The organism is Corynebacterium sp. 21KM1197 (genome assembly GCF_033783015.1).
Classification (GTDB): domain Bacteria; phylum Actinomycetota; class Actinomycetes; order Mycobacteriales; family Mycobacteriaceae; genus Corynebacterium.
Genome location: NZ_CP123907.1, coordinates 1,539,485 through 1,563,339 on the forward strand (window position 1 = coordinate 1,539,485; position 23,855 = coordinate 1,563,339).

General features: G+C 66.4%; 23 protein-coding genes. 5 read left to right on the forward strand and 18 right to left on the reverse strand.

Features of this window, described 5'->3' with window-relative positions; translation table 11 throughout:
• Nucleotides 1-4: 4 nt before the first annotated feature.
• The 4 genes from OLW90_RS07480 to OLW90_RS07495 all read right to left on the reverse strand — a co-directional run bounded on the left by OLW90_RS07480 (nt 5) and on the right by OLW90_RS07495 (nt 3,227).
• Nucleotides 5-787, reverse strand: coding sequence for a hypothetical protein (locus OLW90_RS07480; protein ID WP_319649470.1), 783 nt, complete (start codon nt 785-787; stop codon nt 5-7).
• Nucleotides 784-1,155, reverse strand: a complete 372-nt coding sequence (locus OLW90_RS07485; RefSeq protein ID WP_319649471.1) for a hypothetical protein — start codon at nt 1,153-1,155, stop codon at nt 784-786. The genes OLW90_RS07480 and OLW90_RS07485 overlap by 4 nt, the downstream gene beginning before the upstream one ends.
• Nucleotides 1,156-1,190: 35 nt before the next feature.
• Entirely contained in the window at nt 1,191-2,036 is an 846-nt protein-coding gene (locus OLW90_RS07490; protein WP_319649472.1) for an MspA family porin, read from the reverse strand.
• A gap of 483 nt (nt 2,037-2,519) precedes the next feature.
• Nucleotides 2,520-3,227 carry a hypothetical protein gene (locus tag OLW90_RS07495; protein WP_319649473.1) on the reverse strand — a complete coding sequence of 236 codons (708 nt, stop codon included), beginning with the start codon at nt 3,225-3,227 and terminating at the stop codon, nt 2,520-2,522.
• Nucleotides 3,228-3,369: 142 nt separating this feature from the next.
• On the opposite strand from OLW90_RS07495, the gene OLW90_RS07500 reads away from it, so the two are divergent.
• Genes OLW90_RS07500 through OLW90_RS07505 form a run of 3 tightly spaced genes read left to right on the forward strand, consistent with a single transcriptional unit; the run spans nt 3,370 to nt 4,854 of the window.
• Entirely contained in the window at nt 3,370-4,305 is a 936-nt protein-coding gene (locus OLW90_RS07500) for an asparaginase (RefSeq protein WP_319651853.1), read from the forward strand.
• Between the two features lie 25 nt (nt 4,306-4,330).
• Nucleotides 4,331-4,720: a Fic family protein gene (locus OLW90_RS11645; RefSeq protein WP_413464462.1), complete on the forward strand. Its 390-nt coding sequence runs from the start codon at nt 4,331-4,333 to the stop codon at nt 4,718-4,720.
• The gene (locus OLW90_RS07505) at nt 4,612-4,854 is read left to right on the forward strand and encodes a hypothetical protein (protein WP_319649474.1); all 243 of its coding nucleotides are present in this window, start codon (nt 4,612-4,614) and stop codon (nt 4,852-4,854) included. Before OLW90_RS11645 ends, OLW90_RS07505 begins: the two co-directional genes overlap by 109 nt.
• On the opposite strand, the gene OLW90_RS07510 is transcribed toward OLW90_RS07505, so the two are convergent.
• From OLW90_RS07510 to OLW90_RS07520, 3 genes are all read right to left on the reverse strand, one after another.
• Nucleotides 4,849-6,237, reverse strand: a complete 1,389-nt coding sequence (locus OLW90_RS07510; protein WP_319649475.1) for a DNA polymerase IV — start codon at nt 6,235-6,237, stop codon at nt 4,849-4,851. The two genes, OLW90_RS07505 and OLW90_RS07510, sit on opposite strands and share 6 nt — an antisense overlap.
• Nucleotides 6,238-6,385: 148 nt before the next feature.
• Complete coding sequence (xylB, locus tag OLW90_RS07515) at nt 6,386-7,774, reverse strand: xylulokinase (protein ID WP_319649476.1); 1,389 nt, start codon at nt 7,772-7,774, stop codon at nt 6,386-6,388.
• On the reverse strand, nt 7,771-8,601 hold the full coding sequence (locus tag OLW90_RS07520) for a DeoR/GlpR family DNA-binding transcription regulator (RefSeq protein WP_319649477.1): 831 nt from the start codon (nt 8,599-8,601) through the stop codon (nt 7,771-7,773). The genes xylB and OLW90_RS07520 overlap by 4 nt, the downstream gene beginning before the upstream one ends.
• Nucleotides 8,602-8,733: 132 nt before the next feature.
• Between OLW90_RS07520 and OLW90_RS07525 the strand changes: the two genes are divergently transcribed.
• Nucleotides 8,734-10,068 (forward strand): RbtT/DalT/CsbX family MFS transporter, encoded by a 1,335-nt coding sequence (locus OLW90_RS07525; RefSeq protein WP_319649478.1) that lies wholly within the window; start codon nt 8,734-8,736, stop codon nt 10,066-10,068.
• Between the two features lie 17 nt (nt 10,069-10,085).
• Nucleotides 10,086-11,552, forward strand: a complete 1,467-nt coding sequence (locus OLW90_RS07530) for a mannitol dehydrogenase family protein (protein WP_319649479.1) — start codon at nt 10,086-10,088, stop codon at nt 11,550-11,552.
• Here OLW90_RS07530 and OLW90_RS07535 read toward each other — a convergent pair.
• The 11 genes from OLW90_RS07535 to murC all read right to left on the reverse strand — a co-directional run bounded on the left by OLW90_RS07535 (nt 11,549) and on the right by murC (nt 23,825).
• Complete coding sequence (locus OLW90_RS07535; RefSeq protein WP_319649480.1) at nt 11,549-12,910, reverse strand: FAD-dependent oxidoreductase; 1,362 nt, start codon at nt 12,908-12,910, stop codon at nt 11,549-11,551. The two genes, OLW90_RS07530 and OLW90_RS07535, sit on opposite strands and share 4 nt — an antisense overlap.
• A gap of 39 nt (nt 12,911-12,949) precedes the next feature.
• On the reverse strand, nt 12,950-16,165 hold the full coding sequence (gene ileS, locus OLW90_RS07540) for an isoleucine--tRNA ligase (RefSeq protein WP_319649481.1): 3,216 nt from the start codon (nt 16,163-16,165) through the stop codon (nt 12,950-12,952).
• Between the two features lie 237 nt (nt 16,166-16,402).
• Nucleotides 16,403-16,696, reverse strand: a complete 294-nt coding sequence (locus OLW90_RS07545; RefSeq protein WP_319649482.1) for a hypothetical protein — start codon at nt 16,694-16,696, stop codon at nt 16,403-16,405.
• Between the two features lie 45 nt (nt 16,697-16,741).
• Nucleotides 16,742-17,647: a DivIVA domain-containing protein gene (locus OLW90_RS07550; RefSeq protein WP_319649483.1), complete on the reverse strand. Its 906-nt coding sequence runs from the start codon at nt 17,645-17,647 to the stop codon at nt 16,742-16,744.
• Nucleotides 17,648-17,860: 213 nt separating this feature from the next.
• Nucleotides 17,861-18,151, reverse strand: a complete 291-nt coding sequence (locus OLW90_RS07555) for a YggT family protein (protein ID WP_319649484.1) — start codon at nt 18,149-18,151, stop codon at nt 17,861-17,863.
• A gap of 72 nt (nt 18,152-18,223) precedes the next feature.
• Nucleotides 18,224-18,751: a cell division protein SepF gene (locus tag OLW90_RS07560; protein ID WP_319649485.1), complete on the reverse strand. Its 528-nt coding sequence runs from the start codon at nt 18,749-18,751 to the stop codon at nt 18,224-18,226.
• 63 nt (nt 18,752-18,814) lie between these two features.
• Entirely contained in the window at nt 18,815-19,513 is a 699-nt protein-coding gene (locus tag OLW90_RS07565) for a YggS family pyridoxal phosphate-dependent enzyme (protein WP_319649486.1), read from the reverse strand.
• Complete coding sequence (gene pgeF / locus OLW90_RS07570) at nt 19,510-20,244, reverse strand: peptidoglycan editing factor PgeF (RefSeq protein WP_319649487.1); 735 nt, start codon at nt 20,242-20,244, stop codon at nt 19,510-19,512. Before pgeF ends, OLW90_RS07565 begins: the two co-directional genes overlap by 4 nt.
• A gap of 11 nt (nt 20,245-20,255) precedes the next feature.
• A complete protein-coding gene (gene ftsZ, locus OLW90_RS07575) occupies nt 20,256-21,503 on the reverse strand; it encodes a cell division protein FtsZ (protein WP_319649488.1) in 1,248 nt (415 codons plus the stop codon).
• 146 nt (nt 21,504-21,649) lie between these two features.
• On the reverse strand, nt 21,650-22,372 hold the full coding sequence (locus OLW90_RS07580; RefSeq protein WP_319649489.1) for a cell division protein FtsQ/DivIB: 723 nt from the start codon (nt 22,370-22,372) through the stop codon (nt 21,650-21,652).
• Between the two features lie 10 nt (nt 22,373-22,382).
• Nucleotides 22,383-23,825, reverse strand: coding sequence for a UDP-N-acetylmuramate--L-alanine ligase (gene murC / locus OLW90_RS07585; protein ID WP_319649490.1), 1,443 nt, complete (start codon nt 23,823-23,825; stop codon nt 22,383-22,385).
• Between the last annotated feature and the right edge of the window lie 30 nt (nt 23,826-23,855).

The window sequence follows — 23,855 nt, forward strand, 5'->3', positions numbered from 1 at the left end:
TTTCTCACGGGCGCGCCCGCCTCATCAAGTAACTCAAAGACCTGCCCGGCCACGGATCATCGCGCACCACGGCAGCATTGTTCCCGGTGGCGGGATCGCTCACAATCACTTCTCCGGTGGCACGCCCGGCATTATCCACCACCACCGTGCGGCCCTGGGGATCCTCCACCACGCGCACTCGACGCGATTCCGCTCCCGTTGCTTCATGAGTACCCGCCGGTTCCGGGACGGTGATTTCCCAGGAGGGCACCTGGGGCACATTGGAACGCGCACCACCGGGGCCCATCGTTCCGTCACCCGGAGCGGTCTGCGCGGGAGCAGGAGGAACACCGCCTTGGTTGCCTCGGCTCGTTTCTCCCAGACCGCCCAGCCGCATGTCCTGAGAATACTCGGATTCGCGCGGGCCAAAGCCCTCATACCTGTGCACCCGCCCCGGCGGAGTACCGTCATCCTCCCAGCGGTGTACCCGCTGGTGCCCGGTACCGGAGTCCTGTCCCGCTGGGCTTGGTGCCCCGCCCAGATCGCCCGACGCCCCGTTACCCTGACCGGTATCGCCAGAGGGCCCAGGGATATTCGGCCCACCCACGCACACGTATCCGGGCCACGCCCCCGGGCCTGGTTCCTGGCCGGGGTGAGTGGCTCGCCACAGCGCTTCCTGGGTGGAGTTCCAGGCTGCGGTCTCGCGCTGGCACCGTTGCTCCGGTGTTTCCGCCTGCACCACCGGGGCGCACACGAGGTGTACCGCCCCTGCGGCAAGCAACACCCGGAAAAGCGCTTTGTTCCTCATGCGCGCTCCCCGGATCGCTTGCTCTTCACCGTTGCCCATATCCCCATCGCACCCGCCGTGAGCAGAGCACCGGCGCACATCATGGCCACCATGTACACGAGCATGACCGGCACGTATCCCCAGCGCTCTATGTATGCGCCCATGTCCTGCCCCATGGCCAGCACACCGATCATCGCAATGAGTCCCACCACGGCCTTACCGATACCTGCCCACACCTCAGCAGAAACAGGCTCATGATCCTGCGGCGATGGCCCGGTTACCGGGTACACACCCTCCTCGGTCGCCTGCTCCCGATAGTCCGCTTCCGGGTAGTCCATCCCCACCAAGGTATCGGTGCCTTCCGCGTCATACCGCTCATGCTGTCCCATAGCGCTCCCCTGTTATCCCTGTTCAAACCCGCTTGTTATCGGATACGCTGTGCGTCCCCATACACGCTCACCGCGTCCATCGAGGTGGCGGACATCGCCGAGATGGTCACATAGGAGCGCACCGTCACCGGGCCAGCACACCCATTGACCTGCAAGTGTGCTCCGGTGAAACCGCCCCCGGCCCGCTGGAAACGCGGGTCAATAGGCATGGATACCAGGGCCACATTGGTCACCTTGCCCGGGTGCAGGTGTCCACGAATGGTGGGAGTGACCTCCGCCTTAGCATCCACCCCGAACTCACCCTTGGCGGTGGCATCACCGCCCATTTCCAGTTTACCGGTGGCGTCGGCACCCACCTCCGGCTTCACCTTGGCGTCCGCGCCTGCGGTCAGGGAGCCGTCGGGAAGCGTCACCTTAACCTCGGGGCCTGCCTCCCCACCGAGGCTGGCGCTCGGGCCGCCCTCTATCCCACCGTTGATGTGCGGGCCACCCTCCATGCCCACGGTGCCGTGCGGTGCCACTCCCACCGTTCCGGTCACGTCGTAGTCCACTCCACCGGAGACGTCCACACCGCAGCCGATCTGGTATCCCGACTCGAAAACCGCCCCGGTGATCTCGGGGTTCCCCTGTCCGTCGATCCATACCCGGCCTGTCACAGTGCCAAAACTCTCCCCCGTGGTGGCTGAGGAATCCAGCGGCGGAGCAACGTTGATCTTCTCCCCCTCCTTGAGTGCATGGAGCACCCAACCGTCTGCGGTGACCCGCTCCGCATACCGATCCGGCAGTTGCTTCTCTCCACCAAAGGGTGCTGCCGGGTAAGGAAGAAAATCAATGATCGGCGCGGCCGAAGCCACCCCCAACGAGACCGCAGAGGAGACCACACACCCACACGCCACCATCGCGCTTCCTATACGTCGCAACATAACTCACCCTCGATTCCAAGCAATACATTCCTACAAGAAACTGCAATAAAGCTGAAGATACTCCCAGCGGCAGCCCCGTGCATAGAGTTTCAATCGAGAAAAAATATGACATGTTTCACATATCAAAACCGTCCCCCCGTCACTGAGAGAAGGTCTATAATCTCACCCTCCCCCACAGGGAACTCCGATAAAACAACAGCTCACAGCCACATTCACCATCACCCACAACCCGCTAACCCCAAGGGGCCACCCAGCCTCAAGCACCCCTAGAATCCACCACGACCTCGCACATAAAAAATGCCGTGGCCCCCGCCACGGCATTACCCCCACCAATTACCCCCGCAAAATTATCTTGTGTTTGGCATTGCACTCATGCCGCGCCACCAAGCAATCACGGCAACTACCCATGCCAAGCAATCTCACCAAGCACCCAACCCCGCGCTACTGCGCCGGGGCCACCGGCGCGGCCTCATCAGCCGGGGCCGGAGCAGCAGGAGCCGGAGCCTCGGCAGGAGCCGGCACGCCACCCTCCGGCGCCACACCCTCGGGAGCCGCCGGTGCCCCCTCCCCTGCGGGAGCAGGGGCCTCGGGTGCGGGGGCGTCGCCAGCAGGCGCGGGTGCCGGAACATTGGAGGGCACCTGATCCGCGCACATCGCCGGGGCCTGGTCCGGCACCACGCGCGTAATCAGAGTGCAGGCCCAGTCCTTAGAGAGCTTCCAGGTGCCGTTTTCATACACAAAGGTCACGTTATCGGCCATTTGCTCCGGCTGATCGGGGCGAATGAACTGCACGCTGGTGAGCACCTCGTTGGCGGCATAGCCCGCCAACACGGGGTCTACCACCTGGAAGTCCGCGCCGGACTCCTCCTTGGAGCGGGCCATGACCTCAAAGAGTTCCGGCGCGGTTTCCCCACCCTGCACGGTGACGATCTTCTGCTCAATAGGCAGGTTGGAGTCGGTGGCGGCGGCCAGAACCCGGTTGAGGTCCGCCGCAGTGGGCAGCGCGGGGGCAACCTCGGCGGCCGTAGTGGTGGCCGGTGCACTCGTGGTGGCTTCCGCGTTATCGCTCTTCTCCTCACTGGAACAAGCGGCCAGGCCCAGCCCCAGGCTGAGCACGGCGGTAGCGGCGGCAATCTTGTGCAACTTCACGGTTTCTCCTCGCAGAACATCGGCTTCTCGCGCGGCATGAGGATGGCCGCGCGAGCGCTCAACAGTTACGTCTGGGAAAGATGTTACACCTGTTATTTGCCAAAACCCTACGCGCCCAGCGCACGCCGCCTACAATGGCGGGATCATGAGCAGCACACAGACCCTCTCCATCCTCACCACCGGCGGCACCATCGCCTGCACCTCCGACGCCTCCGGAGCACTCATCCCCACCCTCTCCGGGGAGGATCTGGTCGCCCCGCTGCGCTCCCGACTCAACCCCGAGCGCGTCCGCCTGCGTGTGCGCGAACTCGGTCGCCTGGACTCCTCCTCCCTGCGCCTCGACGAGGTGGATTCGATCATCGCCGCCGTCCACCAGGAACTCCGCGATCCCGCCGTGGCCGGGGTGATTATCACCCACGGCACCGATTCCTTAGAGGAGACTGCCCTGGCCCTCGATTCTTTCCATACCGACGAGCGCCCCGTAATCCTCACCGGGGCCATGCTGCCCAGCGATGCCCCCTCCCCGGACGGCCCCGATAACCTCTTTGCCGCCTGTACCATCGCGCTCGATCCCACCGCGCGCGGCATGGGCGCCCTCATCGTCATGGGGAATAAGGTGCTGCCCGCGCGCGCCACCATCAAGGTGGATACCTCCGCCCTGGAGGCCTTCGCCTACCTCGGCCCCGCCGAGCCCCAGCGCCCCGCTCCCCTCCCGGTGGCCCCGCTAAGCGAGCACCGGGTAGACATCATCGCGGCCTATCCCGGTGCTCCCAGGGCGCTTATCGACGCCCCCGTGGCCGCAGGCACCCACGGCCTGGTGATCGAGGCGATGGGGGCCGGGAACATCGGCACCGACCTCGCCCGTGGCGTGGAGGACGCGCTTGACCAAGGGCTCCCCGTGGTGGTGACCACCCGCGCCCACCACGGGGAGGTGCGTTTTGATTATGGCGGCCAGGGCGGCGGGGCCTCCCTGGGGGCGCGCGGCGCCGTGGGGGCCGGATACCTGCGGGCCGGGCAGGCCCGCATGGCGCTGCTGGTGGCCCTGGCGGCGGGGGTACCACCGCAAGATGTGTTCTGAGGAATTATTATCCAAAACCCAGGCCATGCGGATTATTGATGAGGATCTTCTCCGCCACCACCCCGCAGGAGCGTTTTCCACCTTAAGATTTATTCACACCATTCTTTTCCAGGATATTTATGACTTTGCCGGAAAAATCCGCACGGTCAATATCGCCAAAAACGATTACCGCTTTGCCTCCGCTTTATATCTCCCCGAGGCCGTGCGCGCCATCGAGGCCATGCCTCACACCACCCTCCGCGAGATCGTGGATAAATACGCGGAAATGAACGTGGCCCATCCCTTCCGCGAGGGCAATGGCGCTCCATGCGCATCTGGCTGGATCACCTGCTCTCTCGCCAGCAGGGCCTGGTGGTGCAGTGGCACCTCATCGGTGCGGAGGAATACCTTTCCGCCATGCTGCGCAGCCCCTTAAGCACCCTGGAACTCTATGACCTCGTGCAGCACCACACCACCCCCGATCGTGGCGATCGCACCCTCTTTGCCCGGGGAATCAACGCCAGTTATGCCTACGAGGGGTACCGACAGTTTGATGCCAACGATCTATAGTTCCTCCTGCCGAGTCAGCCAGTCACCCCAGTCCAGGCTGTCCACCGGGTCGGCGGGGCGCAGGTCGGGATCGTCGTGGGCAAAGGTGCGGGTGCGCCCCGCCTTGGTAGTGCGGGTTTCAAAGCGCACGGTCACAATCCCATGCCCGCTGCCCTGCACCCAGCCGTGCCCGTATTCGGGGTGGTAGACGTCCTCGGTGGCGTACCACCCGGCGGGCGGGGCCTCGACGCTCACCGCCTGGGGTTCCGTCTCCCCCGGTATCGCGGCCACGCCCACCTCGTAATCGTTATCGGCGCGCTCCGGCACGGAGATGTGCTGTTCCAATTCCGGGAAGAGCACGTCCTGGCGCGCGGTTTCCAGCCCGGAGTACCCCACCCCCACCAGGCGAATGGGCCCCACCTCGTCTGGGTAGCGCACCAGCCTCTTGGCGGTGGCGTGCAGGGTCTCGGGGTTATCGGTGGCATAGGGCAGGGTGGCCGAGCGCGATTCGATGTGAAAGTCCGCCATGCGCAGTTTCACGGTGACGGTGCGAGCCCCACGGCCGTCGTTAAGCAACCTGCGGTGCGCCCCCTGGGCCGCGCGCTCAATGGCTGCATCGACCTCCACGCGGGTGAGTAAATCCCGGGGGTAGGTGTGCTCGGCGGATATTTGCTTGGCCTCGGCGCGCGGCTGCACCGGGCGGTCATCGTGCCCGCGCGCGAGGTGCCATAGTTGCAGGCCCAGGGTGGAACCCAGGGTGATCTCCACCTCGCGCTGGGTTAGCGCGGCGAGATCACCGATGGTGTTCACGCCCACGGCCCGCAGTTTGTTCTGGGTCACCGGCCCGGCACCCCAGAGTTTTCCCACGTCCAGGGGGTGCAGCATCTCGATCTGACGCTCCACCGGGATCACATACATGCCGTCCGGCTTGGCCTCCCCGGAGCCGATCTTGGCGTACTGCTTGCCCGAACCCGCGCCGATGGAGGAGGGCAGGCCGGTTTCCTCGCGGATCGCCTCGCGCAGGCGGTTGCCCCATTCCTCCACCTCCGCCGCGCTGGCTCCCACCAGTTCCTCGGGTTCGAGGAATGCCTCGTCCACGGAGAGCTGTTCGATTACCCCCGCGTAGCGCCGAACGATCTGGAACACCCGGCGCGAGGCGGTGGCATACACCGCCCGGCGCGGCTTGACCAACACGGCGCGATAGCCCACCAGGGCGGCGGCGCGGTGGGTGGGCATGGCGGAGTGCGCGCCAAAGCGACGGGCCTCGTAGGAGGCACCGGCCACCACGCCGCGCCCGTCCACGCCCGCCACGAGCACGGGACGCCCCCGCAGCGTGGGGCGGGTGAGTTGCTCGCAGGAAGCGTAAAAGGCGTCCATATCAATATGAAGAACCCAACGCTGCATACCTGTGAGGATACGGCACCCGCCGACATTTGTCGATCATATGTGCGAAAGCGTCTCGCCGCCCCAGCTCGGGCACCCGCGCGGCACATCTACGCGGCGCACCCGCGCGCCCGACCCCCAGCACCCGGATACCGCCCGCCCCTCTCGCCTAAGCGCCCCACCCCTCCGTGGCATCGCGCACCTCGCCGTAGCGCTCCACCACCTCGGGGCAAAACTCCCCCTCATATACCCGGTGCTCCCCGCCCGCCCACCTCGGCGGGGCCTCCCCTCCGGCCAGCGCCCAGGCCGCCTGACGGGCCGCACCCAGGGCCACGTACTCGCGCGGCTCGGGCACCACCACCGGCACCCCAAAGATCGCGGGTGCCACCGCGCGGATCGCCCCCGAGCGCGCCGCACCGCCAATCAGCAGCAGGCGGCGCGTGCGCACCCCGGTCGCCCGTTCCAGGGCACTCACGGCGTCGCGCAGGGAGCACAGCAGCCCCTCCACCACGGCGCGGGCCATGTCCTCGCGGCGGGTGTTCGTGGTGATCCCCTTAAATACCCCGGTGGCCTGCGGACGGTTGGGGGTGCGCTCCCCGTCCAGGTACGGCAGCAGGCTCACGCCACGTGCCCCGGGTTCCGCCGCCAGCGCCAGGCGGGATAGTTCTGCGTGATCCACGCCCATGAGGGTGGCGGCGAAGTCCAGCACCCGCGCCCCGTTGAGCGTGCAGGCCAGGGGCAGGTAGCGGCCGGTGGCGTCGCAAAAGCCTGCCACCAGGCCGGTGCCATCGCTGACCGCCGCATCCACCACGGCGCTGGCCACCCCGGAGGTGCCCAGGGAGACGCACACGTCACCCGATTGCAGGTCAAGTCCCAGGGCGGCGGCCATGTTATCCCCGGTTCCCGGCGCGATCACCGCGCCGGAGGCGGTGCGCCCCACGACCTCGGCGGGGTCCGCGAGGTGCGGCAGGTCCACCTCCCGCCCCAGGTAGCCCCCCGCGAGGTCGGGTAGCCAGCGGCGGCGCTCCGGGGAGTAGTAACCGGTGCCGGAGGCGTCGCCGTGGTCGGTGGCATAACCGCTGCGCCGCTCGCCCAGGTGCCAGGTGAGGTAATCGTGCGGAAGCAGCACCGCCCGGGTGCGCCGCGCGTTTTCCGGTTCGTGCTCGCGCAGCCAGCGCAGTTTCGCCCCAGTAAAGGAGGCCACCATGACGCTGCCCACCGCGTGGGCGCAGTCCTGCGGGCCGCCGAGTTCCGCCACGATCTTTTCCGCCTGGGGCGCAGCAGCGGTGTCATTCCATAACATCGCAGGCCGCACCGGCTCGCCGGAACCGTCCAAGGCCACCATGCCGTGCTGCTGCCCCGCCACGGCCACGGCCTCGGCGCGATCCAGGAGCCCCTCGGTGGCGCGGCGCAGGGCGCTCAACCATTCCCAGGGATCCACCTGGGTGCCTGCGGGGTGGCTGGCGCGCCCCTCGTCGATCACCCGGCCCGTTTCCGCCTCCACCAGCAGGGCCTTGCAGGATTGGGTGGAGGAATCTATGCCTAGCACCAGCGTCATGGGGTTGTCCTTTCTCGGGTTTCCGCCGCCACCGGCCGGGGTGCGGCCACCAGGTGCAGGCGCGCCCCGCTGGCCTCCATGCGGGCCAGGGTCTCATCATCAACGTGGGAGTCCACCACGATCTCATCAAATTCTGTCAAATCCGCCACGCGATGCACGCCGGGGGCACCGGCCTTGGTGGAGTCGCACACCAGTATCCGCCGTTGCCCCACCCGCACGCAGGCAGTTTTGGTGCGCGCGGCCTCCTCATCGGGGTGATAGAGCGCCCCCGAGCGCACGCTGGTGGTGGAGATAAGGGATACGTCCGCGCTCAGCCCGGCCATCTGCTGGCAGGTGGCGGTGCCCAGGAAGGAATCAGTGGTGGGCACGTACCTCCCGCCCAGCCCGATGAGCGCGGTGCCCGGCATGGTGCGCGAGAACACGCCGAGCAGGGAGAGGGAGTGCGTGATGATCGCCGCCGGATTCACCGCCGGTAGCAGCGGGGCTATCGCCCCCACCGTGGTCGAGTCATCGAGCGCCAGTACCTCGCCGGGGCTCAGCAGTTCCCGCACTCGCCGCGCCAGCGCGGTCTTGGTCTCCGCGTTGGCGGCGCGTCGCACCGCCACATCGCGCTCCACCAGGGGCATTGCTAATCGACGCACCCCGCCGCGCACCCTTTCCACGCTCCCCTGCTGCGCCAGGGCGTCGAGGTCGCGGTGCATGGTCATGGCGCTGACCTCGAAGCGCTCGGCCAGGGCATCCAGCCTGGCGGTGCCCGTGGCGGTGGCGGCCAGGTATTCCAGGATCGCCGCCTGCCGGGCCTCGGGCCCTCCTACGGGGTGCTCCATGCTCTCCATCCTCCCTGACACTTACCCGCACAAGAACTCACATTTTTCATCATACCAATGTTGATTTTTGTGAGATTGATGTTAGGTTATGAGAATCTGGTAACCCACCTCACGTCAAGAAAGGTGCCCTCCATGCCACCTTCCCCCACGCCACCCACTCCCCCCGCACCACAGCCCCAGGGCCTCCTGGAACGCCTGCACATTCCCCGGCCCCTGATCTGGGGCTTTGTGGGCCTGACCATCTTCATGATCGGTGACGGCGTAGAAACCAATATCCTGGAGCCCTTCCTCAGCGATGAGCACGGCTTCAACGTCAGTTCCGCCGGAAAACTGGTCACGGTGTACGGCGTGGCGGTGGCCATCGCCGCGTTCTTCGCCGCCGCGCTCTCCGATCTCCTGGGGCCGCGCAAGGTCATGATCCTCGGCGCGGTCACCTGGGTGGTATTCCAACTGGGCTTCCTCTGCCTGGCGCTCACCACGGATAACACCGCCTTGATCTACCTCTTCTACGGCCTGCGCGGCTTCGGCTACCCACTCTTTGCCTATGGCTTCCTGGTGTGGATCACCGCCACCGCGCCCGCCCATCAGCTGGCCAGCGGCGTCGGCTGGTTCTACGTGGCCTTTTCCGCCGGCCTGCCCACCCTGGGCGCGCTTACCGCCACGATCTCCATGAGCCTCTTCGATCTCACCTATTACCAAACGCTCTGGGTCTCCCTAGTGCTCGTGCTCATCGGCTCCCTCGTGGTCTTTCTCGGCGTGCAGGAGCAGCGCGGGCGCGGCCCCCTGGTGGAGAACGCCTCCGACGTCGGTGCCACCCTCTCCCGGGGATTCGCCCTGCTCTTCCGCGACCGTCGGGCGCGATTCGTGGCCTATATCCGCACGATCAATTCCATTCCCACCTACGCGATGGCGGTGTTCTTCCCCGCCTACTTCCACGATGATCTGAACTGGCCCCGCTCCTGGTTCCTCATTCTCACCGCCGTGATCTACGCGGTGAACCTCCCCTTCAACCCCATCTACGGCCGCGTGGGCGATCGCTTTGGCTGGTGGCGCACCATGATCTGGGCCGGGCCGGTGTGCTGCACCATCACCCTGGGGCTGGTGTACTTCACCCCGATGATCGCCCTCAATAGCGGCCTGGACGATCGCACCGCCTTTGGCCTCACCCTGGTGGCGGGCGCGCTCTTTGGCATCGCGCTGGCCGGGTACGTGCCGCTCTCCCCCATCGCCGTGGCCCTTGATCCCAAGCACCCCGGCGCGGCCATGTCCGCCTATAACCTCGGCGTGGGCGGCGCGGTGGCAATGGGCCCGCTGCTGGTGGCCATCTTCCACCCGCTGATCGGGGCCACCGGCCTGATCCTGCTCATGATGGGCCTCTTTGTGCTGGCAGGCCTCATGTGCCTGGCGTTCAAGGGCCTGCAACCCGGCTTCGATGGCGTTCCCGCCACGGCCTCCCTGACCGATTAATACTTAAGGAGAAAACCATGTCCCTCCCGCACCTTGGCACCGCCACCCTGGATAGCCTCGATTCCCCCGAGGTCACCCTGCCCGCCTATGACCGCTCCCGGGTCACCCCCGGGATCGTGCACATCGGCGTGGGTGGCTTTCACCGCGCCCACCAGGCCCGGTACCTCGATGACCTCATGAACACCGGCCAGGCCCTGGACTTTGGCATCGTGGGCATGGGCGTCATGCCCTCCGATTCCCGCATGCGCGACGCCCTGGCCAGCCAGGATTACCTGTACACCCTGGTGGAAAAGGCCCCCTCGGGCAAGCAGCACGCCCGCGTGATCGGCTCCATCATCGACTACGTCTTTGCCCCCGAGGACCCCCGCGCCGCCGTGGCCCGCCTGGTGGACCCCGCCATTCGCATCGTCTCCCTCACCGTCACCGAGGGCGGCTACGCCCTGGATACCAATCCTCACGTGGCGGCGGACGTGGCCGCCCTGCGCGCCGGAAATACGGAGGAACTGCGCACGTTCTTTGGCCTCATCACCGCCGCGCTGATGGAGCACCGCCGCCGGGAAAACACCCCTTTTACCATCATGAGCTGCGATAATATCCAGGGCAACGGGGAGATGGCGCGGGAGATGTTCCTGCGCTTTGCCGCCCAGGTGGACGAGGACCTAGCCGATTGGATCAAACAGCGCGTGGCCTTCCCCAACTCGATGGTGGATCGCATTACCCCGGAGACCACGGAGGCCGACCACGCCGAGGTGGCCGAGCGCTATGGCTATACCGACGCCTGGCCCGTGGTGTGCGAGGACTTCACCCAGTGGGTGCTGGAGGATTCCTTCAGCGCCGAGCGCCCCGCCTATGAGGAGGCCGGGGTGCAGGTGGTGGCGGACGTGGTGCCCTATGAGTTGATGAAGCTGCGCCTGCTCAACGCCTCCCACCAGGGCCTGTGTTACTTCGGCTACCTCGCCGGGCACCGGCTGGTGCATGACGTGGTGCGCGATGAAGCCTTTTCCCGCTTCCTGCTCGCCTACATGGAACAGGAGGCCACCCCCTCGCTGCGTCCGCTGCCGGGCGTGGACCTAGAGGCGTACCGCCACCGGCTGATCGCCCGCTTTGGCAACGAGGCCGTCAAGGACACCGTGGCGCGCCTGTGCGCGGAGTCCTCCGATCGCATTCCCAAGTGGCTGATCCCGGTGATCCGGGAAAACCTCGCCGCGGGCCGCCCGGTGGAACTCAGCGCCGCCATCGTGGCCAGTTGGGCGCGCTACGCCGAGGGTACCGACGAGCAGGGCCAACCGATCACCGTGGTGGATCGTCTGGCGGAGCCGCTTCAGGAGCACGCCGCGAAGAACCGTGAGGATATTCTGGCATTCCTGCGCTATAGCGAGGTCTTTGGCGATCTCATCGACCAGCCCGCCTTCACCGAACCCTACGCCGCCACGCTGCGCTCCCTGCACGAGCGCGGCGCGCAGGCCACCGTGGAGGCCCTTTAGCCCAGCAGGGCGTTCAACACCTCGGAGCTGCTGGGGTGGGTATAGATCCCCGCCCCCAGCTCCGAGGCCGCCACGCCGTGCCGCATGGCCACCGCCACGGTGTTGATGAGTTCCTGGGAGTCCACGCAGTACAGGGTAGCGCCCAGGATACGATCATCCTCCTTATCCACCAGGAACTTCGCCCGTCCCTGCGGCTGGCCCAGGATCTTGGGCCGGGGCATGATCGCAATGTCCTTAATATCTTGTGCCTTCACCTCCAGGGTATGACCCCGGCGCTGGGTATCCTCGCGGGCCTCGTCCTCCCCCATGCCGATCTGCGCCAGGGGCGGCTGCACAAAGGTGGTGGTGGGATATACCCTGCCCTGAGTGCTGCGCTCACCGTCACCCCAGCGATGATCCAGGATCACCCGGTGATCGTCATAGGAGATGTACGTAAACTGCGGGCCACCCGTCACATCACCCACCGCGTACACACCCGGAACGCTGGTACGCAGGTGCTCGTCCACCTCGATCGCGCCGCGCTCGGTGGTGGCAATCCCGGCCTTATCCAGGCCCAGCCCCTCGGTGGCCGGACGGCGGCCGATGGCCACCAGGGCGTAATCCGCCTCCACCTCGCCGCCGCCATGCCGCACGATCACGCTCGCGGACCCGGCGCGGAACTCCTCCACCCGCGCCCCGCTGATGATCTGGATCCCCTGCTCCTCCAGATCCCCCCGCACGGCTTGGGCAATGTCCCGGTCGTAGCGGCCCAGGAAGGTCTGCGCCCCGTCGAGCACCGTTACCTGGGTGCCAAACTGCGCAAACATCGTGGCAAACTCCAGGCCGATCGGCCCGCCGCCCACCACCGCCAGGCGCTGCGGGTACTCGGGCACCCGCTGCACCTGGGTGGAGTCCAGCACTCGTCCCAGGTCTATGCCGGGGATTCCCGGCCGCACCGGCACCGCGCCGGTATTGATCACCACGGTCTCCGCCGTGATGGTCAGGTGTTCCTCCCCGCCGGTGACCTCCACGGTGCGCTCCCCGGTGAAGGTCGCGTGGCCGTCGATAAGCATGACGTCGCTGCCCAGGGCTAGTTGCTTGTTTGCCTCGTTGAGCCGGGCGGTAAGATCGTTCCGGCGCCGCTGCGCCTGCCCCAGGGCCGCCGCGTGATCGGTGTCCCCGGAGCGGTGGTGGCGGTGGGCGTCGGTCAGCAGCGCCTTGGTGGGCACGCACCCGATGTTGATGCAGGTGCCGCCGTACATCTGCGGCGATTGCTCCACGATGGCCACGCGATCTCCCGCCTGGCCTCGCTTCATGGCAATGGTCTTTCCGGCCTTGCCAAAGCCGATAATCACAACGTCCAGATCAAGAGTGCTCATACCAGGTATGAAACCACACCGAGCACCCTTTATTCCTGCCTAGTTGTTCAACATCACCGTGGCGCGGACGCCCTTGACCACCTCGTGCGCGCCCTCGCCCAGGGCCTCGGTGGTGATGTCCAGGGCCGTGGCCAGCACCTCGCCCGCGATGAGGTCGCGGTGCCGGGCGGCCCACTCCCGCTTCTCCTCCGGCACGCTGAGCACCACGGAGATCCGATCGGACACCGCAAAGTCCTCCGCCTTGCGGGCGTCTTGCAGCCCACGAATCACATCGGCGGCCCAGCCCTCGGCCTCTAGTTCCTCGGTGACCTCCATGTCCAGGGACACCAACCCGCCCAGGCCGTCGATCCGCGCCGTGGACTCCGGGTGCGCGGCCACCAGGCGCTCCGTGAACTCCTCGGCGGTGAGTTCCACGCCATCGGCCACCACCGTCTCGCCCACGCGCTCGTAGCTCCCGGCCTTCACGGCCTTGATCACCCGCTGCACGTCGCGCCCCAGGCGCGGCCCCGCCACCTTGGCATTGACCACCACCTCGAAGCGCCCCACCGCGTCCACGTCATCGCTGAGGATCACATCCTTGACGTTCACCTCGTCGCGGATAATCGCGGCGAACTCCGCCAGGGAATCCGCCCCCGGCATCGCCACCGTCAGCGAGGGCAGCGGCAGGCGGTTGCGCAGCTTATGCGCCTTGCGTACCGACGACGCCGCCGAGCACACCCCGCGCACCGCGTCCATCGCGGCCACCAGATCGGCGTTAGCCGGGAAATCCGCCGCCTGCGGGTAATCCGTGAGGTGCACCGAGCGCTCCCCCGTCAGCCCGCGCCAGATGACCTCGCTGGCATAGGGCAGCAGGGGGGCCGCCACGCGGGTGATGGTCTCCAGCACCGTGTACAGGGTATTGAAGGCCTCCGGGTGGGCATCATCGCCAGCCCAGAAGCGCTCGCGGGAGCGGCGCACGTACCAGTTGGTCAGAGCATCGCAGAACCAGCGCACCTGGTCGCAGGCAGAGGCGATGTCCGTGGCGTCCAGGGCGCTTTCCACCCCGGCCACCACATCGTGCAACTTGGCCAGAATGTACCGATCCAGCACGTCCGTGGACTCCACCGACCACTGCGCGGGCCGCGAGGAATACAGTTGCAGGAAGGAATAGGCGTTCCACAGCGGCAGCAGCGCCTGGCGCACGCCCTCGCGGATACCACGCTCGGTGACGATGAGGTTGCCGCCGCGCAGGATGGGCGAACTCATCAGGAACCACCGCATGGCGTCCGAGCCGTCGCGGTCAAAGACCTCATTGACGTCCGGGTAATTGCCCTTGGACTTGGACATCTTCAGCCCGTCATCACCCAGCACGATGCCGTGCGCCACCACCTTCTTGAAGGCCGGGCGATCAAAAAGCCCCGTGGACAACACATGCAGGAGGTAAAACCAGCCGCGCGTCTGCCCGATGTACTCCACGATGAAGTCCGCCGGGGCGTGGGATTCAAACCATTCCTTGTTCTCAAAGGGGTAGTGGAACTGGGCAAAGGGCATGGAGCCGGAATCAAACCACACGTCGAGCACGTCCGGCACGCGACGCATGGTGGACTTCCCCGTGGGATCGTCCGGGTTGGGCCGGGTCAGCTCGTCGATGTAGGGGCGGTGCAGGGAGGTGGGCCGCACGCCGAAGTCTCGCTCCAACTCGTCCAGGGAGCCGTACACGTCCACGCGCGGGTACTCGTCGCTATCGGAGACCCACACCGGAATGGGCGAGCCCCAGTAGCGCGAGCGCGAGATATTCCAATCGCGCGCCCCCTCCAACCACTTACCAAATTGCCCGTCGCGCACGTGCTCCGGCATCCACTCGATGCCCTCGTGGTTGAGTTCCACCATGCGCTCGCGGATCTTGGTCACGGACACAAACCAACTGGGCAGCGCCATGTAGATCAGCGGCTCACCGGAGCGCCAGGAGTGCGGATAGGAGTGAACGATGGTCTGGTGGCGCAGCACCCGGCCGGTGGCCTTGAGATCCTTGATGATGTTCTTATTGGCGTCAAACACCAACTGCCCCTCATACTCCGGCACCAGGGAGGTGAACTTGCCGTCCATGTCCACCGGGAGCACCATCGGGATATTCTCCGCCTGGCAGGTATTCATATCGTCCTCACCAAAGGCCGGGGCCTGGTGGACGATGCCCGTGCCGTCCTCCGTGGTCACGTACTCCGCCGCCAGAATGCGGAACGCCCCCTCATCGGCCTTATCCGCAAAGTGCTCAAAGATCGGCTTATAGGTCAGCCCCACCAGATCCGCACCGGCGTAGGTGCCCAGCACCTCGGCGTCCTCGCCCAATTCCTTGGCATAGGCGCCCTGGAGGTTTTCCGCCAGCAGCAGCGCGGCCCCGGCAAAGCCCTCCGCACCCTGCTCCCCCACGCGCACCAGCACGTAATTCACCGTGGGATTCACCGCCAGCGCCATGTTCGAGGGCAGCGTCCAGGGGGTGGTGGTCCAGGCGATCGCGGCGGCCTCGCGCAGGTGCGGGTGCGCCTCCAGGGTGGCCTCGCCCCGGGTGCCGGGCTTGGCCCCGATGATCGGCATGGTCACCGTGAGGGTGGGGTCCTGGCGCTCCTTATAGGAATCGTCCAGGCGCGTCTCCTGATTGGACAGCGGGGTATGCTCCGCCCAGGAATACGGCAGCACGCGGAAGCCCTGGTACACCAGGCCCTTGTCATAGAGCTGCTTGAAGGCCCAGATCACGGACTCCATGTAGGAGAGGTCCATCGTCTTGTAGCCATTATCAAAGTCCACCCAGCGCGCCTGGCGGGTGACGTACTGCTTCCATTCCTCCGTGTAGCGCAGTACCGAGGAGGCGCAGTACTCGTTGAACTTGGCCAGGCCCATCGCCTCGATCTCGCCCTTATCCTTGATTCCCAGCTGCTTTTCCGCCTCCAACTCGGCGGGCAGGCCATGGGTATCCCAGCCGAACACGCGGGGCACGTGGTAGCCGCGCATGGTCTTAAAACGGGGCACGATGTCCTTCACGTAACCGGTGAGCAGGTGGCCGTAGTGCGGCAGGCCGTTGGCAAAGGGAGGGCCATCGTAAAAGACGTACTCCGGGCAGCCCTCGCGGCGGCGCAGCGATTCCTGAAAGGTGTCATCTTCCTTCCAATAGGCCAGCACCTGCTGCTCCATATCGGGGAAGCGGGTAGAGCCCCCCGTGAGGTCCACCTTGGGGTACACCGACCCCACCTTGTTCTGCTGATTCTCGGCGCTCTCGGCCACGGGCATACTCCTTCACTCGTGCGTTCCTTAGAGTGCAGGGACGCAGATCAACCACGCGGTACCACCCTGCTTGCCCCACCCCGCGGCCGTCCACCGCGCGGCAAGGCCGCTTCATTGAACTTTAAGTGAAGGCACTGACGGGCCTTAGCCGTTCGGTTCTACTAAGCGGTACCCCGCCGTTCTTCCGAATACTCCCCGGTGATGGCCGGATCAACGCATATGAATCACAGTATAGCGCTACTGCTTCTCCGCCGAATGTCGCCCCGTGGGGTGCCGCTTGGCGCTGATGTCAATCACCAGCAGCGAGGCCGCCACCGCCACCAACAGGAACATCACCACCAGGCCCAGGGTGTACCCCGTGACGATCACGATGATGAAACTCGCCAGGGCGAGGGCGGTACAAATCAGGCTGCGACGAGCATGACCCCCAGTGTAACCGCCGCGCACGCACACCCCGGCGCGGCGCACGGCAACCCGGGCTCTCTTACCTGTGCTCCCCTTACCCGTGCCTCCACCAGCAACGGCCCCCACCGCGAAGAAAATACGCGATGGGGGCCGTTGCGTTGTGGGAGATTTTTAGCTCTCCGAGTTGGTCACCGTGGAACCACGGGACTCCAACTCCTCCAACTGGCTCTGGAGCATGGTCTTGAGGCGGGTGCGGTACTCGCGCTCAAAGGTGCGCAGCTCCGCGATGCGGGATTCCAGGGCGGTCTGCTGCTGCTTGACCGTGGACATGATCTCGGAGTGCTTGCGCTCCGCGTCCTGCTTGAGGGCGGTGGCCTTCTCCTCGGCCTGGCGCACCTGGGTTTCCGCGCGGGAGTGGGCAGCGGCGAGGGTCTCCTCGGACTTCTTCTCCGCGTCCGCCACCAGGGTCCGGGCCTTGCGGTCGGCCTCGCTGATCTGCTTCTCGGCGGCCTGGCGGGCCTCGTCCAGCATAGACTTGGACTCCATCTGAGCCTCGGTGGTCAGGCGATCTGCCATCTCCTGAGCCATGCCCAGCACCTTGGCCGCCTGCACGTTGGAGTCCGTGGAGGTCTCCACCGCAGCGGAGGCCTGGGCCTGCTGGGAGGAAGCGGCGGAAGCGCGCTTGGCCTCGGCGGCTTCCTTCTTGGCGCGGTCGGCCTCCTCGCGAGCGGCCTTGATGTCAGCCTCCGCCTTCTGGGTGGCCTTCTTAGCCTGGGTGAGCTGATCCTCGTACTCGGAACGCAGCTTGGACTCGATCTCGCGGCGCAGCGCGGCCTCGTCCACGGAGGAGGAAGAGGAGGTGGAGCGGGAAGCCGCAGCCCCGGCAGAAGCGGAGGAGGAAGAATCCTTCAGTTCGCCCACGCGCTGGCGCAGGTCCTCGTTTTCTTCCTGCAACTGAGCGAGGGTGTCCTCCACCAGATCGAGGAACTGATCCACCTCGTCCTCGTTGTAGCCCCGCTTGCCGATCGGCGGCTTGCTAAAGGCTACGTTGTGCACATCTGCTGGTGTCAGCGGCATTGGAGATCCCTTCGAGTTCGTCGCCCCGATGGGGCTAGGCGTAAGGCCGCTCAAGCCCTACGGTTGCGTTCGTTAAATTACATTGCGGTTCTTCGCAGCCAGTGTAGTTCAATCCACACTGGCACTCAGTATAGTACCTAAGTTAATTCTTTAGTTGATCTTGAGTGTTTCCGCTACTCACGGCGGGTTTTGGTTTCCCATCTCACCGAGATGTCAGATGAAAGTCATCCAAATCAGCTGCCACAGCAGCGAGCAGATCAAGAACAACACGATCACCGAGAGATCCAGGGCCACCCCACCCATATTCAGCGGCGGAATCAACCGCCGCAGAAACTTCAGGGGAGGATCGGTAACCCGGAAGATCGGCTCCGCCACCAGGTAAAAGGCCCGTGGCGGGCGGAAACTCCGGGAGAAGGACTGGATCATTTCAATCACGATGCGCACGATGAGCAACAGGATAAAGATCCGCAGCAGGATCAAGAGTATGAAGCCAAGGTCAGTCACGGTGATCCAGCCTAATGGAGTTTCCGCCTCGCGGAAGCGCCAGGGGTACCACCCGGGCTTCCGCCGATCCCGCTAGCGCAGGCGGGCGGCGTCCTCCAACTCCCGGGTGGAGATGGAGGCACCATCGGGGACGATGGCAAAGACGCGGGGAACCAGCTTCTTCATCTGACCCCGCAACGCAAAGCACAGGCCCGAGGCGAAGTCGAGCACGCGCTTAGCCTCGTCGATGTCCATTCCGCTGAGATCAAACACCACGGCATCGCCATCGCGGAAGGGCTCCCCCACCTCGGCGGACTGGGTGAAGGAGGTCAGCCGCACCGGCACCACGGCCGGCACATACGGCCCCGCCGCCACGCTGCCCGCGCGCTCCACGTTCCCCCGGCTGACCGGCTCGTGGCGGCTGGGCGCGGGGGCCGGGGCAGCAGCGCCCCGCTCGCGGCCGTAGTCCGGACCGTACTCGTAGCCCGGCTCGCGGCGGGGCTGGTAGGCGGTGCTGCCCTGCGACTCGTAGTGGACGTCCTCACCGTAGTAGGCGTCGTCGTGGTAGGCGTCCGCCGGCGCCAGGCCGAAGAACTCCTTGGCATTCTTGATGATCGACATCTCTCACGTCCCCTTTGCTCGCGGCGCGCCAATGAGCACCGCGGTGGCTAACTTGATCGGTACTCAGGCTAACGGGCGCGCGCCCATGATCCCCGTTCCGACACGCACAATATCCGTTCCCGCCGCAATGGCCTCGCTCATGTCCCCGGACATTCCGGCGGATAGGAGCAGACCACTCCCCAGGCGCTCCTGCTGCTCCGCGCGGAGGCGCTGCGCGCGGGCGAATACCTCGGCGGGGTCGCTGCCCACCGGCGGCACGCACATGATTCCCGCAGGTCGCAGGTGCTCGGCGGCCACCAGGGCGTCGATAAGCGGCCCCACCTCCGTGGCCCCTCCGCGCTGGGTGTCCCCGTCCGCGCTCCACTGCACAAAGCAGTCCAGCGGCCGCGCGCGCTCGCCGCGTTCCAAGGCCCGCCCCGCGCCGCGATCCAGGGCGGCCACGAGTTTGAGGGAATCCACCGAGTGCACGCTCGTGGCCCAGCGCGCCACGGAATTGGCCTTTTTTGTCTGCACCTGCCCGATCATGTGAAATTGCACACTCGGCAATTCCTCCGCCTTGGCGCGAGCCTCCTGCTCCCGGTTTTCGCCCACCTCGCGCACGCCCAACTCCGCGAGCAGCGCAATATCGCTGGCCGGGTGGAACTTGGTCACCGGCAGCAGGGTGATGTCCTCCGGGGTACGCCCGGCGGCCTCCACGGCCCGGGTGATCCGCTCGCGCACCCGCCGCAGGTTTTGCTGTAATTCCTCGCTGCGTTCCCTCACGCCTCACTCCCCTCCAGCCACACCAGGCCGACCTGGCGCCCCGTGCGTCCCTCGCGGCGATGGGAAAAGAACTGTTCATCGGCGATGGTATCGCGCGGGTCCACGTCCACCGCCCGCACGCCCAGGCCCCGCAACTGCCGCACCAATCCCGCGCGCAGATCCAGGCCCGGCGTTCCCGCCTGCGTCCGGGTATAGGAGCCCGGCAGGCGGACCTCCACGTCCCGCGCCATCGCCTCGGGCACCTCGTAGGATTCCCCGGCGGCGGCAGGCCCCAACAGGGCGTGCACATTCTCCGGGCGCGCCCCGCAACGCGCCATCGCCTCGATCGTGCGCGGCAGGATTCCGTTGCGTGCGCCCAGACGGCCCGCGTGCACGGCCGCCACCACCCCGGCCTCCGTGTCGGAGAGCAGCACCGGCACGCAATCGGCCACCAGCACCGCCAGCACCAGATTCGGGGTGGTGGTCACCAGGGCGTCCGTGGCCGCCACCGGCTCGCTCTCGGGCTGCGTCACCACCGTCACCGTGTTGGTGTGTAACTGCTCCATCCACACAAAACGCTCGGCGGGCACGCCCACCACCTGCGCTAATCGACGCCGATTGGCCAGCACGTCCTGCGGATCGTCATCCACGTGCAGGGCCAGGTTAAAGGAGGAATAGGGGGCAGCAGAAACCCCGCCCGCGCGGCTCGTAAAAACCTTGCGGACGGGGCGGGGGCTATCGGTCAGTGGCATACCACCGGAATCTAGCGCAGGAAATCCGGCACGTCGAGTTCATCGCCGTCATCATCGCGGCGTCGCCACTCACGCTCCTCCTCGCGGTGGGTGAACAAGCCGCTGCCGCCCTCGCGGCGTCGCGGCGAGTCCAGGCGGTGCCGGGCGGGGGCCTCCTCCTCGCGGTGACGATCCCGCTCCGCAAAGAGCGAGCCGCGCTCACCACTCGGGGCCGGGGTGGGATCCTCCGCCGGGGCCGCCGGAGCGGCCGGGGTTGCCGGTGCCGCGGGGGCCGCCTGCGCCTGCTCACGGGAGGAATCGCCCACGGCGTTGGTGGCGGCATCGAAGCCGGTGGCCACGATGGTCACGCGCACCTCGTCACCCAGGTTATCGTCGATGATCGTGCCCCAAATGAGGTTCACATCCTCATCGGCCTTGTCCTCCACCATCGAGTTCGCCTCGTAGACCTCGTGCAGGCCGAGGTCGGAGCCACCCGCCACGGAGAGCAGCACGCCGGTGGCACCCTCCATCGTGGATTCCAGCAGCGGGGAGTTAATGGCCTGCTCGGCGGCGTTCATCACGCGGTTATCGCCGCGCGCGGAACCCACGCCCATGAGGGCGGAGCCGGCGTCGGCCATCACGGAGCGTACGTCCGCGAAGTCCACGTTGATCACACCGGGGGTGGTAATCAGGTTCGTGATGCCCTGCACGCCGTTGTGCAGCACCTCATCGGCCGCACGGAAGGCCTCCATCATGGAAAGGGTGGCATCGCCCAACTCCATCAAGCGATCGTTCGGGATCACGATGACGGTATCGCAGACCTCCTTGAGGGCGTCAATGCCCTCCAGCGCCTGGCGGGTGCGGCGCTTGCCCTCGAACTTAAAGGGGCGGGTGACCACGCCGATGGTCAGCGCGCCCATCTTCTTGGCGATCCCGGCTACCACGGGGGCCGCTCCGGTGCCCGTGCCGCCGCCCTCGCCCGCAGTCACGAACACCATGTCCGCGCCCTTGAGGGATTCCTCAATCTCCGACTTATGATCCTCCGCCGAGGCCCGGCCCACCTCCGGGTTCGCCCCGGCACCCAGGCCGCGAGTGGCCTCACGCCCGATGTCCAACTTCACGTCCGCGTCGGAGAACATCAGAGCCTGGGAATCGGTATTTACCGCAATGAACTCAACACCCTTGAGTCCCTCCTCGATCATGCGGTTCACGGCATTAACGCCACCGCCGCCGACGCCGACGACCTTGATGACGGCGAGGTAATTATTCGGAGAGGTCATGAGATGCGGCTCGCCTTTCAGAAGAGTTGAGGGTTCTATAAAAATCTACGTTGTCCATCATGAGGGAAAAACCCGCCGGAGTGGCGGACATTTGCGGCGGCGTGTCGTAACCCTCAAGTGTTCCTTGAGAGTCCCGAGAGACACGGCTACCGCACCGTGACCAACCGGGGATTAGACACATCCCACCGCTGCCCCTCGCGGGTGAGCACCGTGCGCATGGCCAGGGCCTTATCCTGATAATCCTCCAGGGAACCCCAGTACACCACGCGCCCATCGGCAAGGCGGAACTCTATCTCCCATTGGTTGGGCACGGACACCGAGGCTACCTGCGCGCGCACGCCGGGATCAACGGCATTAACGGCCTCCACCAGAGTTTTCATCGTAGCCTCATCGTTCACGCCCTCGCCGGTGGCCTCCACCGTGCCCTCCGGGGGCTCGCCATAGGCAAAGGCCTGACCGTGGGTATCAATGAGCAGGCTCTGATCCCCCTCCCGCTTAAACAGCACGGGAGCGTGCTCCGTGACCGCGATGTGCACCGTGGACGGCAGGGAGCGCGAGACCGTCACGCTATCCACCCATTCCAGTTGCGCCACCGCCGTGGCCGCCGCAGACTCGTTCACCCGCACCAGGTTCTGTCCCTCCGCCACGCCGCTGATCTCCCGCACCTGCTCAACCGGCAGGTGATGAGTACCCGTGACCTCCACGGCGGAGACTTTCAGCACCGGCTGCGTCCACAACACCGCCGCCGCGCCCGCCAGGAGCACCACTATCGACGCCGCTATGATCAGCCACACCCGCAGGGAGAGCCTTCGCCGCGCCGCCTCCGCCTGCTGTGCTTTCTGTGTTTTCCGCCAAGGAAAAGAAGCCATGCGAATAACCTCAGAGCCCCAGCTCGTCGAGCACACGCGGGCCCAGGTGCGTCACCGAACCCGCGCCCATCGTCAGCACCATATCCCCCGGCCGCGCCCACCGGGCGATCCGGGCGGGTGCGGCATCAAAGTCCGGCTCCCGCACCGCCACCCCGGGATCCATCTCCCGGGAGATCAGCCCGGAATCCACGCCCTCGCGGGGCTGCTCGCGGGCACCGAAAATATCCAGGAGCACCACGTGATCGGCCAGGCTCAGCGCGCGAGCGAACTCCCCGGCAAACTCCACGGTGCGGGAATAAAGGTGCGGCTGGAACACCACGCCCACGCGCCCGCCTTCTCCGGCGGCCTCCTGCGCCGCGCGCGCGGCGCTGAGCACGGCCTCCACCTCCGTGGGGTGATGGGCGTAATCGTCGTACACCTCCACTCCGGCGGCCTCGCCCTTGCGCTCAAAGCGGCGTCGCACGCCATCAAAGCTGGAGACCCCCTCGGCCAAGGCCTGCGGGGAGCCACCGGCGAGGTATCCCGCGCTGATCGCCGCCGTGGCATTGAGCGCCATGTGGCGCCCGGGGATACCCAGGTCGATCCGCACCTGCGTGCCGTCCAGGTTCACCTCCGCGCGGGTGCCGGAGGCGGTGGCCTCCATCGCCGTCACGGTGGCCAGCATCGTGATCTCCGGGTGCCGCGCGGCGGCCTCGGCCGTGCCATAACCGCGCACGCTGACCCCGCGCGCCTGGGCCCGCAGGGCCACGCCCACCGCGTGCTCGTCCTCCACGCACACCACCATGTGCCCACCGGGAGCGATCCTGGCGGCAAAGTCCTCGAATACCTGGAAATACGCCTCCGCGCTGCCAAAGTAATCCAGGTGATCCGGTTCCACGTTGGTCACCACCGCCACCTGCGGGCGATACCGCAGCAGGGAGGCATCGGATTCATCTGCCTCGGCCACAAAGGCCGTGCCGCCGCCGTGATGCGCGCCCAGGCCATCGCGGTTGAGCTGCCCGCCAATCGCATAACTGGGGTCCAACCCCGCCTCGCGCATGGCCACCACCGTCATGGAGGTGGTGGAGGTCTTGCCGTGGGTTCCTGCGATGAGCACCTGCTGTAAGCCCTCCATCAGGAGGGCCAGGAGGTCGGAGCGGCGGATCACCTCAATGCCGTGCGCGCGGGCGGCCATAAGTTCCGGGTTATCCTGCGGGATCGCGGCAAAGGAGGTCACCACGGCCGTGGGCAGGTGGCCGGATAGCGTGAGGTTCTCCTCCGCGTGGCCCACCGCAATCACGGCCCCGGCCTGGCGCAGGGAGTCCACCACGGCGGAATCGGACATATCGGAGCCGGTGACCGTCATTCCCCTATCCAGCAGGATCCGCGCGAGCCCGGACATTCCCGCACCGCCAATGCCCACGAGGTGCACTCGCTCTAAGGAGAGCGCCGGAGTGGTTTCAGGGGAGGTCATGGGGGTCCTTTCTCGGTGGGGTATGAGTGC